Source organism: Borreliella japonica, from assembly GCF_030438115.2.
GTDB lineage: Bacteria > Spirochaetota > Spirochaetia > Borreliales > Borreliaceae > Borreliella > Borreliella japonica.
This window is the reverse complement of the sequence record NZ_CP124062.1, coordinates 256,208-267,790: the sequence shown is the minus strand read 5'-3', so window position 1 is coordinate 267,790 and position 11,583 is coordinate 256,208. Positions and strand designations below refer to the sequence as shown.

Here is an 11,583-nt window from a genome sequence, read left to right as displayed (position 1 = left end):
AATTTCACCAAAGATTAATTAATCTTAAGCAGTAGTCATTTTGCTTATTATTGAATGGCATAGCTTTGGTGGATTGCAATTTTCATCACAATCTAAATTCATAATCATAATTTTAACTTTGCAAACTCTCATTTTATCATTCTATAATAAAAAAAAATATTATTAAATAAATTTCCATAAAATATTTGTTTTGTTATAATTAGCTTAGGAGATTTTAAATTTTATGGATGAAGTTAAAAAAGCTAAATTAGGAGGCAAGAAGAAAGAAAAAGCCGTAGCTGGGATTTTGCCTCATTCTAATAAGCCTGTAAGAGCACCTTTAATAGCGGTTCCTTCCCATCCAGTTTTTCCAGGGATGTTTATTCCAATTGTTATAATCTCTGATTCTGATATGAAAGCAATTGATTATGCTATGAAAGGTAATGGAATTATTGCTTTGTTTGTTTTGAATGATAAATTTTTAGGAAAAAATAATAATAATGCTCAACAGAAATTAATTGTTGATTACAGTAAAGATATTTATTCTGTTGGAGTTACTGGAAAGATAATAAAAAAAATTAATCTTCCAGATGGTGGTTACAATATATTCGTTTCAACTTTTGATAGGATTAAATTTGTTAAAGTTGTTCTAAGTGATAAATTTCCCATAATTGAGATTGACTATTTGAAGCAAATTCCAGTTAGAAAAGACGATATTCAATCAAAGGCAGTTTACAGTAGTATTTTGCTTAGAACTAAAGAGATATTTTCACATAGAAAGATGCCTGAAGTTCAATTAAATATGGTTAATATTGAAGATAAGGGGAAATTATGTGATATTGTGGCCAGTACTATTTCATCTTCAAAAAATGATCATCAAATAGTTCTTGAAACTTTGAGCGTAAAAGATAGGCTTAAAAAAGTTTTAGAGCTAATTTATGAAGAGCTTAATTTAATTGAAATTCAAAATAAAATTGCTAAGGGCATTCAAGAGAGATTAGAGAAACAGCAAAAAGAGTTTTTTTTAAAAGAACAGCTTAAAGCCATTAAAGCTGAGCTTGGCATGGGCGATAAAAAAAACAGCGATTTAGAAAAGCTTAAAACTAAGCTAAAGGCTTTAGAATTAAAAGGAGAATCTTTAGATGTAGTTGAAAAGGAGTTAGAAAAATTTTCACTTCTTGAGACAAGTTCGGCTGAATATATTGTTATTAGAAATTATCTTGAACTTATTACTGAGCTTCCTTGGCGAGGTTTGAAAATTAATTTCGATAAATTAGATTTGCAAAAATCCAAAAAAATTTTAGATAAAACTCATTATGGAATGATGGAAGTTAAGGATAGAATTATTGAATATATTTCTGTTCTTAAATTAAGAAAGACTCAAAAAGGGGCTATTATTCTTTTGGTGGGACCTCCTGGTGTGGGAAAAACTTCTGTTGGGGCGGCTATTGCAAAAGTTTTGCGCACCAAGTTTTTTAGATTTTCTGTTGGTGGAATGCGTGATGAATCAGAGATTAAAGGACACAGAAGAACTTATGTTGGTGCTTTGCCAGGCAAAATTATTCAAGGTTTAAGAATTACTAAGACAAATTCTCCTGTTTTTTTAATTGACGAGGTGGATAAAATTTCTGCTTCAAATTATGGGGATCCTTTTTCGGTTCTTCTTGAAGTTTTAGATCCCGAACAGAATGTTAAATTTAGAGATCATTATCTTGATCTTCCTTTTGATATTTCGAATGTATTTTTTATTTTAACTGCTAATTCTGTTGAAACCATACCAAGACCTTTGTTAAATAGAATGGAGGTTATTGAGGTTTCCGGATATGTTGATAACGAAAAAATAGAGATTGCAAGAAAGTATTTAATCCCTAAAGTTTTAAGTGAAAACGGAGTTGATAAAGATTCTTTAAAATTTCAAAGCTCAGCTCTTGTTCAAATTGCTCAAGAGTATGCAAGAGATAATGGAGTGAGAAATTTTGAAAAATATTTAAACAAAATTGTGAGAAAGGTTGCAAGAAAGCTTATTGAGAATACTGAAGTTAAATCCTATCAAATTTCTAATGAAAATTTAGAAGAATATGTTGGTGTGCCTGTTTTTAGAAAGGAAAGCATGCTTAATGCTATGTGTTCGGGGATGGTAATGGGTCTTGCATGGACAAATTATGGGGGTTCAACTTTAATGATTGAGACTGTAAAGACGGAGTCCAAGGTAGGTGGAATTAAATTGACAGGTAGACTTGGAGATGTTATGAAGGAATCTGCTAATATTGCCTATACTTATGTTAATAGTATCAAAGGAGATCTAAATATTAGCAAATCTTTTTTTGAAAAAAATATTATTCATTTACATATTCCAGAAGGAGCTACCCCAAAAGACGGGCCTTCTGCAGGAATTACAATAGCTAGTGCTTTTATTTCTCTTGCTCTTAATAAGGTGGTTCGACCCCATTTGGCTATGACCGGAGAACTTTCTCTTACTGGGAATGTAATGATGATAGGGGGACTTAGAGAAAAAATAATTGCAGCAAAGCGTAGTGGTGTTGAGCACATTATTGTTCCTCAGGCAAATAGAGTTGATTTAGAAGAGATTCCTATTAACATTAAGAGCGGCATTAATTTTTATCTTGTAGATAATATGCTAGAAGTCATTAAATTATTGTTTTAATTTTTTTTAAATTGTTATTTAAGGCTAGTTTTACCCTAGGTTTAAATAAATAAATTAATAATGGAAGAAGAGTTAGCGATGCAAGAGATGTCGTTAGCATTGTAAAAGCAATTATTGCTCCAAGAGTTGATATTATTTTATAGGCCGAAAATGTTAGGGTTAAGAACCCTATTCCAACTGAAATAGAATTTGCGAATATTCCATTAAATACGCTAGGTATTGATTCAAGAAGTGCAGTTTTGTATATTTGACTTTTTTGGTATTTTAAAATGAAAGTATTGAAAAAATGAATTGAATAATCCACTCCAACTCCCATGCTTACAGATGCGATTGTTGCTGTTGCAGGGTTTAAGGTTATCCCAAATAATCTCATTACAGCAAAGTTTAAAAATACCGACCATGCTACCGGGATTGCAATAATTATTCCGGTTTTTATAGATTTAAAGAAAAACATAAGCAATAGTGTTATTGATCCAAGAGTTGTTATTATGTTCATAATCTGCTCTCTTACCATTGTTTTAGCTATTAGCACTTTATCATATACCCCCGAGAAATGATATTTATTATTTCTCATATGTTCATTAATTGTTTCAATAGCATATTTTTCAAATTTTTTTATTCCTTCGGTTGAATTGTCTTCAATTCTTACTATAATAGATATTAATGACCAATCATCATTAATATACATTTTTTTATTGTCTTTAGTCCAATCGCTTCTATCTACTAAATTTATTAGTTTATTTAGTATAGTTTTGTTTTCAGGCAGTTTATACTCTAGCGGAGATTCTTTTTTAATTTTAAAATTTGTAAATTTTAAAATTCCATTAATAGAGCTCGATTGAGTTTTTGTAGAAAATGCATCAAGCTTGTCTGTAATTAAATCTAAGATTTGCATTGCTTTAGCATTTTTAAATTCACCCGGGTTGCCTTCAAGTTCTATTTTAAAAATCGATATACCCCCCATTTCTTTTTGCATTAGGTTTAATGTTTTTTTCACACTTGTAGTTTCTTTAAAGTAATCTTTTTCGTCAAAGTTGATTTCGATTTTTAAAAGACCCACAATAGAAATTCCCAGTATGATGACGACTATTATAGAGGATGTATATTTTCTTTTTAATATAGACTTTGTTATTTGTGTATTTAGCTTGGCAAGTTTTTCAAGGAATAATATTTTAGGTATTTTATTTTCATTTTGTTTTTCAAGAGATCTTTTTTTTGCAAATGGGATTAATGTTATTATTCCAGGCAAAACGGTTAATGAAATTGTCATTGAGATAATTACTCCAATTGACATGAAAATACCCATTGTTTTGTAAGCATTAATCGAAGAGGTTGTAAGAGATAAGAATCCAAATGCAGTTGTAAGAGATGTGAGCAGTATGGGTGTTTTAAGTTTTTTAATTGTTGTTTTTATTGATTCTTTTGAGAGTTGTTCTTTTTTTATTAATTTAAATATTCCATTTATTATGTGTACAGCATTAGCGCATCCGATTGAAATGAGTAAAACAATCATTGAAGTTTCTGGCACTGTAATAGGGGATTGTACAAGTCCTTTAATTCCAAAAGTCCAAATCAATGATAATAATGCAATAAAAATGGGAATTAATGCGCCAATTAGATTTTTTATAATAAGATAAAGTGAAATTATTACTACAAAAGTAGCAAGAGGGCCTAGAATTTTGAAGTCTTCAACCATGTAGTTTAAGATTTTTTCTCTTACTATCAAATCTCCTGTAAGATACAACTTTAGATCGTCTGTTTCATATTTTTTAATTACTTCCTCCATATCATCAAGTTCAGTTTTTAAATTTCTACTGAAGTTGATTTTGTCACTCTCTGATGGGATTATTATGAAGTATATTAAATTTTCCGAGTTGCCTAGGAATGTGTTTTTTACAAATGGAGTTGACTTTATTTTATTTTTTATTTCTTCCATATCTTTATCTGTGTAGATTTCTTTTTTAAATTGTGGAAAATAAGAAAATATGCTTGTAACGGCATTTGGAGATACTTTTAAAATTTTTGTTATTTCATTGATTACACTGTTTATTGTTTCAAAATTTTTTTTATTGAAAATATTTTTTTTATCTTGAAATATTACTATTGTAGATAAAAGTGAATTACTTTTATCAATGTCTATTAAGCTTTCAGTTTCTTTAGTCTTGGGTATAAGTTTTAAGATGTTTGCATCGAATTTAAGATTTTTTAAAAAAAATCCTAAAAAAATAGTGATTAATATAAATATTGTGAATATAATTCCTTTATATTTAATGATCAGACTTTCAAAGTCCATATTATGCCTCTTTTTTACTTTATCACTATGTTGACAAGCTTGTTTTTAATTGCAATTATTTTTACTATTTTTTTATCGGATAAGTTTGATTTTATTTTGCTATTTTGCATTGCTATTTCTTTTAGCTCTTTTTCATCTGTTTCTTTGTTTAGTAAAATTTTGTCTTTTATTTTTCCATTTATTTGTAAGACAATTTCTTTTGCGTCTTTAATAATAAGTTTTTCATCGAATTCTGGCCATTTTGAATTTTTGAATAAACTAGGAGTTTCTCCAATATATTCCCACAGCTCTTCTGCTAAATGGGGTGCATACGGGGATAAAATAATTATAAATGGTTTGAATATATATAAATAATTTTTTTTATACTTTAAAATCTCATTTATAAATATCATCATGGCAGAGATTGCTGTGTTGAAATTTAGCTTTTCTGTGTCTTCTGTGACTTTTTTAATTACTTTATGTAGTTGAGATATTATTTCTTTTGGAGGATTGTCTTTTGATAGTTCTTTTTCTTTTAGGCTCCAAATTTTGTTTAAAAATCTAAAAACACCAATGATGCCTTTAGTGTTCCAAGGTTTAGAATCTGTTAGTGGTCCCATAAACATTTCATAAATTCTTATTGCGTCTGCTCCAAATTCCTTGATAATGTCGTCTGGGTTTATTACGTTCTTTAAAGATTTTGACATTTTGGCAATTACTTGGGTTACTTCTTTATTATCCTTTTTGTCAAAAAATTTATTGTCTTTTTCTATAACTTGGTCATTAGGTATTAAAACACCATTTTCTTTTTGATAAGAAAATGCCGTTATTATGCCTTGATTTATCAACTTTTTAAAAGGCTCTTTTGTATTTACATACCCTAGATCATAAAGAACCTTGTGCCAAAACCTTGAATAAAGTAAATGTAGTACTGTGTGCTCAGCTCCACCTATGTATAGGTCAACCGGCATCCAATATTCAATTTTTTTTTTACTTGCAAATTCTTTTTGGTTTTCAGGGTCTAGGTATCTCAAATAATACCAACAAGAGCCTGCCCATTGTGGCATTGTGTTTGTTTCTCTTGTAAAACCCGTATTATTTACATTTACCCAATCTTTAATCCTTGATAAAGGAGATTCTCCCGTTTCAGAAGGTTTAAAGTCCGCAGCTTCTGGAAGCTTTAGGGGAAGATCATTTTTTTCTAAAGGTATTGCATTTCCAAGTTTATCAAACAAAATGGGTATAGGCTCTCCCCAGTATCTTTGCCTTGAAAAAATCCAATCTCTAAGCTTGTAGGTAACTTTTTCTTTCCCTTTTTTGTTTTTAGTAAGCCATTTTATTACTTTATCTTTTACTTCAGAATTTTTAAGATTATTAAATTCATTAGGAGAATTTATTGAAATTCCATCATCAGTAAATGCTTTTTCTAGCATTTCATTTTTCCCCGATTTTGATATCACAGGCAAAATTTTTAATTTATACTTTTTAGCAAATTGAAAGTCTCTCTCATCATGTGCTGGAACACCCATTACAGCTCCACTGCCATAAGTTCCTAGTACATAGCTTCCAACCCAAATGGGAATTTTTTCTTTTGTTATTGGATGAAATGCATAAGATCCTGTAAAAACACCCGATTTGTCTTTTTCAAGAGAGGTTCTCTTAAGATCACTTTTTAGTTCTTCGTGCTTTACATATTTTAAGACATTACTTTTAAAGTTATTTTTTGTTATTTTTTCTATTAGTTTATTTTCTGGTGCGATTACTAAATATGTGATACCAAAGATTGTGTCTGGTCTTGTTGTAAAGACTTTGATTTTATCATTGCAGCCTTCAATTTCAAAGTCAATTTCAACTCCTGTTGATTTGCCAATCCAATTTCGTTGCATTTCTTTTACAGGTTCAGGCCATTCTAATTCTTCAAGATCGTTTAACAATCTTTCAGCATACTTTGTAATTTTTAAAACCCATTGTCTTAAATATTTTTTTTCTACGTTGTGAAATCCCCTTTCAGATTTTGGTCCATTCGGGGTTTGAATAATCTCTTCATTTGCTAATACTGTTCCAAGTTCAGGGCAGTACCATACAGGCATTTCTTTTGCATAAGCCAACCCTTTTTTATACAATTCCAGAAAAATCCACTGTGTCCATTTATAGTAATTTTCGTCGTGTGTTCTAATTTCTCGATCCCAATCATATGCAAATCCCAAAGCTTTTATTTGTTTTTTAAACTTATTAATATTTTCTTCTGTGCTTTTTTTAGGATGAGTTCCCGTTTGTATTGCATAATTTTCAGCAGGAAGTCCAAAACTATCGAATCCTATTGGGTGAAGTACATGAAATCCATTCAAAAGTTTGTATCTTCCAAATATGTCAGTAGCTGTGTATCCTTCTGGATGTCCAACATGGAGTCCGCTGGCAGAGGGATAGGGAAACATGTCAAGTATGTATAATCTTTTTTCTTTGGGAATGCTTGGATCTTCTTTTACCTTGTATATTTTGTTATTATCCCAAAATTCTTGCCATTTTTTTTCAATTTTTCTGAATTCGTATTTAGACATTTGTCCTCTTGAAAATCAATCTACAATTTATTCTCTAGAATCCTTTTAAATCGCATTTTTGTAAATTTTACTTTAATAAGTTGCTAACAATTTTATGCTGTGAACTGGACTTGAACCAGCATGAGCTTGCGCTCACTAGCCCCTCAAGCTAGCGTGTCTACCACTTCCACCACCACAGCATTATTTCATTATATTTTTTATTTTAAATTCTTGTCAACTTTTTTATTTTTTTTAATTATGCATATTATTATTGTTGTTGTTACTGTAATAAATATTGCAAATATGATTATTTTTATTTTTGAAAATATTACTTCAAATGATTGTCCTAGTTTAAAGCTTAGGGTAAAGTAAATCATTATTGAGAGCAACGTTGCAAAAAAGTCAGAAACAATGAATAGATTCGATTTCATATTTCCCATTCCTGCTGATATAAATATTGCGTTTCTAACTCCAAAGGGTATAAACCTTCCTATGAATAAAGTTAATACTCCGTATTGACCATAATAGTAATTTATTTTGTCAAGCAGGTTGTTGTCTTTTTTATTTTTAAACAGTTTATTTCCCATTAATTTTCCAATGTAAAAAGATATTATGTCTCCAAGATAGGCTCCCCAAAAAATTCCTAAAAATATTAATAGAGTATATTCATTTTTTCGACTAGATAAAATTCCACCCATTAGTACTATTGCATCCTCAGAAATAGGAACATTAAGACCTGCTAAAATTAGCAAAGAAAAAAATACTATTGGGGAATAAGCTATGTTTGAATCAATGGATTCTATTATTTTGTTTATATACATTGTTGTCATCTATTTCTTGTTTTATAAGTTAAATATATGCTTGCTAAAGTTAAATATGCAAAGTAAACAATGAGAACAGTTTTTGCTATTTTTAATGCTGTTGCGGGTAACTTTAAAAATATCGATACAGCAAATATTAGGCAGCTTATTATTGTTATTGGTATGGTAATTTTCCTTAATTCTTTAGTTTTTGATGGGTAAATAAACTTTATTGGGATAAAGCTTAGAATAATGCATATTGATATCGTAATAAGATTTGTTATTTGTCCTATTTTAAAGATTATGTTTAATATTACAAAGATATTCCATAGAGAAGGAAATCCTCTAAAGTAGTTATCATTTGTTTTTGCATCTGTTCTTGAGAATTGATATGCTGATGAGAATAAAATTCCAATACAAATGGCGATTTTATATTTTTCTGCAATGAATTCTCCCAAATAAAAAAATATAACGGGTATGAATGTATAGTTTATATAGTCTGTAATGTTATCAAGTAGAGTACCATCAATTTCAGGTATTAATTCCTTTACCTTAAGCTTTCTTGCCATAGTTCCGTCAATTCCGTCTATTATAAGCCCTATTACTGTTAACTTTAAAAGAAGAGAATAATCACCATTTACAATTGAAATTATTGAGTAAAGTCCTACAATCAATCCAGATGCTGTAAAAGTATGTACAAGCCAAGCTAAAATCAAATTGATATTTTTCACAGTAAATCTCCTTTTATTGGAATATTTTCTTTATCTCTTCAAGTCTACATTTGAAAATGTTAATAACATTTTCTATTGGTGCTTTTTTTGTTAAATCTACTCCAGTAATATTTAAGGAATCTAATGGATATTTAGAACCACCTGTTTTTAAAAATTTTATATAATTTTCTACCGCATCTTTTTTATTTTCTTTAATGTCTTTGTATATTGATAAAGCGGCTGCAATTCCTGTAGCATACTGATATACATAAAAGGGTGAATAAAAGTGAGGAATCCTAAGGCATTCAAGGGGACTTAATTCGTCAAATTTTAGACTAGGTCCAAAGTACTTTTTTAGCAAATTCATATAAGTTTCCGTTAGTGTTTCTTTTACTATAGGTTTTTCTTTACTAATCATTTCATGAATAATGTACTCAAATTCAGCAAACATTGTTTGTCGAAAGAATGTTGAAACCATGTCATCAATTTGTATGAGTTTTATATATTTTATTTTTTTAGTATCTGTTTCGTTTTTAAGCAAATATTCTGCTAATATTTGTTCGTTAATTATTGATGCTATTTCTGCTTCAAAAATGGAATAATTATAATGAGGAAATGGATTGTTTTTTATGCTAAAGTAAGAGTGCATTGAATGTCCCGCTTCGTGTGCAAGCGTAAACATATCTCTTATTGATTCGTCTTTGTAATTAAGAAGTATATAAGGTTTCCCATTATATGATCCGGCGCTAAAAGCTCCTGATCTTTTTCCGGTATTCTCGTATTTATCAACCCATCTTTCTTTTAAAAGACCGCTTCTTAAGATTTCTGTATATTCGTTTCCCAGTATCTTTAAAGATTTTAATATTTTTTCACAAGCTTCTTCAAAAGAATTTTTAAATGTTATTCCTTTTGTTAATGGCACGTAAACATCGTAATGATGTAGATATTCTTGGTTTAAAGCTTTTTTTCTAAATTCATAATAGTCATTAAGAGCAGATAAATTTTCATTTACAGTTTCTATTAAATTTGTATAAACTTTTTTGTCAATGTTATTTGAAAATAGTTGCATTGAAAAGGTATTTTCAAATTTTCTTGTCTTTGCAATGAAATGATTTTTCTTAAAGTCTGAAATAATAAGATTAGCAAGTGTATTTTCATTGTTTTTGTATTTTTGATAAAATTTCAAAAAGGCTTCTTTTCGTATTTTTTGATCTTCGTTTTGTAAAAATAGTGTATAGGTTGAATTGGTTAAAGTGTGCCCATTAATTTCTCCGAATTCCATATCAGCATTTGTTAATGCTGAGAATATGTTTTGATAAGATGAGTAAAGAGGGGTGTAGTTAGCAAGTATTTCTTCTTCTTGTTCGCTTAAAATATGTTTTTTTTCTTTTAGTATTTTTTCAATTGCAATTTTTTTGTCTTTAAGCTCAGGTGCAGTTATCCAAGCTTGAATTTTTTTTGCATCTGTTTTTAGTATTTTGGGCATGAAGAATGAGGTGGTATTAGATACTTTTGTAGCTAAATTGACACATATAGAATATATTTTATTTGAATCTTTGTTGGTTACATCTGTTTCTAATTGAAGCATTGCATAGTAAGAGACTTTCTCTAAATCTTCCATAATTTTATAGTATTTATTTAAAGTTTCTTTAAATAAATCGAAATTTAATTCCAATTTTTCATATTTTTTAAATTCTTTGGTTTTAATTTCAATATCATTGACTGCTTTTACATATTCTTCTTCATTTGCAAATAGAAAAGATAAATCCCATTTATCATTCTCATTGATTTCATTTCTATTTATCACTAAATTCTCCTCTTCCTTTTCTTCATTGTTTGGAAAGAAATAGTACATTGAAACTTTATAAACATTGTGCCTTTTATTTTACAATAAAGTCTAAACTTTATATATAAAAAGCCTTTAAGTTTAACTGTTGAATAAAGATTCTAATAAAAATTTTTTAAATTTTAAAAATGCTATTCCTCGATGGGATATTTTATTTTTTTCTTCAAGTTTTAAATCGCTAAGCTTTTTATTATTTTTAGTTAAAAATATTGAATCATAACCAAATCCATGGTTTTTATCACTATTTAAGCTTAAGGCAATTTTTCCTTTAATAATTCCTTTAAAATTTGATATTTGTCTATTTTTTGATATATAGCTTATGTTGCATATAAAATATGCTTTTCTATTTTTTTCATTTTTCATTAAGTCTAAAATAAGTTGATTTTTTTCATTAGTGTTTAATTTTTTACACAGTTTATAAGTGTCATATCTTTTAGAGTAAATTCCAGGTTCCAAGTTTAGCGCTTCAATGCATAACCCAGAATCCTCTCCAAAAACATTTTGTTTTTTATTTAAAATTTCAAACAGCGCTTTTGCTTTGAGCAAAGAGTTTTCTTTAAATGTTTTTCCTGTTTCTTTTATGTTAAAGTTTTGAGGGACTATTAAGTTTAAATTGGGTATATTCAATATATTTTTTACTTCATTTATTTTATTTTCATTTGTTGTTGCAAAAAATAGTGTTTTCATTTATATAATAGTAAAGTATTTGTGAATTTAATTGTATAATCATATTAGTTTTAAGTATTATTTTCTTTAATAATTATGTAATTATGT

General features: G+C 28.6%; 7 protein-coding genes and 1 tRNA gene. 1 reads left to right on the top strand and 7 read right to left on the bottom strand.

Annotated elements, in window-relative coordinates:
* Positions 1–223 precede the first annotated feature (223 nt).
* On the top strand, positions 224–2,644 hold the full coding sequence (gene lon, locus QIA21_RS01865; RefSeq protein WP_301392926.1) for an endopeptidase La: 2,421 nt from the start codon (positions 224–226) through the stop codon (positions 2,642–2,644).
* Here the strand turns inward: lon and QIA21_RS01860 are convergent.
* The 7 genes from QIA21_RS01860 to rdgB form a co-directional block, all read right to left on the bottom strand.
* Positions 2,628–4,937, bottom strand: a complete 2,310-nt coding sequence (locus QIA21_RS01860; protein ID WP_301392925.1) for an efflux RND transporter permease subunit — start codon at positions 4,935–4,937, stop codon at positions 2,628–2,630. The two genes, lon and QIA21_RS01860, sit on opposite strands and share 17 nt — an antisense overlap.
* Before the next feature lie 14 nt (positions 4,938–4,951).
* Positions 4,952–7,474, bottom strand: coding sequence for a leucine--tRNA ligase (gene leuS, locus QIA21_RS01855; RefSeq protein ID WP_301392924.1), 2,523 nt, complete (start codon positions 7,472–7,474; stop codon positions 4,952–4,954).
* Positions 7,475–7,569: 95 nt separating this feature from the next.
* Positions 7,570–7,653 (bottom strand) — tRNA-Leu (locus QIA21_RS01850).
* 18 nt (positions 7,654–7,671) lie between these two features.
* Complete coding sequence (locus QIA21_RS01845) at positions 7,672–8,283, bottom strand: DedA family protein (RefSeq protein ID WP_091972686.1); 612 nt, start codon at positions 8,281–8,283, stop codon at positions 7,672–7,674.
* Positions 8,280–8,984, bottom strand: a complete 705-nt coding sequence (gene pcsA, locus QIA21_RS01840) for a phosphatidylcholine synthase (protein WP_301392923.1) — start codon at positions 8,982–8,984, stop codon at positions 8,280–8,282. The genes QIA21_RS01845 and pcsA overlap by 4 nt, the downstream gene beginning before the upstream one ends.
* Before the next feature lie 13 nt (positions 8,985–8,997).
* Entirely contained in the window at positions 8,998–10,770 is a 1,773-nt protein-coding gene (gene pepF, locus QIA21_RS01835) for an oligoendopeptidase F (RefSeq protein WP_301392922.1), read from the bottom strand.
* 120 nt (positions 10,771–10,890) lie between these two features.
* Positions 10,891–11,496 carry an RdgB/HAM1 family non-canonical purine NTP pyrophosphatase gene (rdgB, locus tag QIA21_RS01830; protein WP_301392921.1) on the bottom strand — a complete coding sequence of 202 codons (606 nt, stop codon included), beginning with the start codon at positions 11,494–11,496 and terminating at the stop codon, positions 10,891–10,893.
* Positions 11,497–11,583: the final 87 nt, after the last annotated feature.

Excerpts from the sequence above, each read along its gene's own strand:
- lon (WP_301392926.1), top strand. The coding sequence starts at position 224 with ATGGATGAAGTTAAAAAAGCTAAATTAGGAGGCAAGAAGAAAGAAAAA.
- QIA21_RS01860 (WP_301392925.1), bottom strand. The coding sequence starts at position 4,937 with ATGGACTTTGAAAGTCTGATCATTAAATATAAAGGAATTATATTCACA.
- leuS (WP_301392924.1), bottom strand. The coding sequence starts at position 7,474 with ATGTCTAAATACGAATTCAGAAAAATTGAAAAAAAATGGCAAGAATTT.
- QIA21_RS01845 (WP_091972686.1), bottom strand. The coding sequence starts at position 8,283 with ATGACAACAATGTATATAAACAAAATAATAGAATCCATTGATTCAAAC.
- rdgB (WP_301392921.1), bottom strand. The coding sequence starts at position 11,496 with ATGAAAACACTATTTTTTGCAACAACAAATGAAAATAAAATAAATGAA.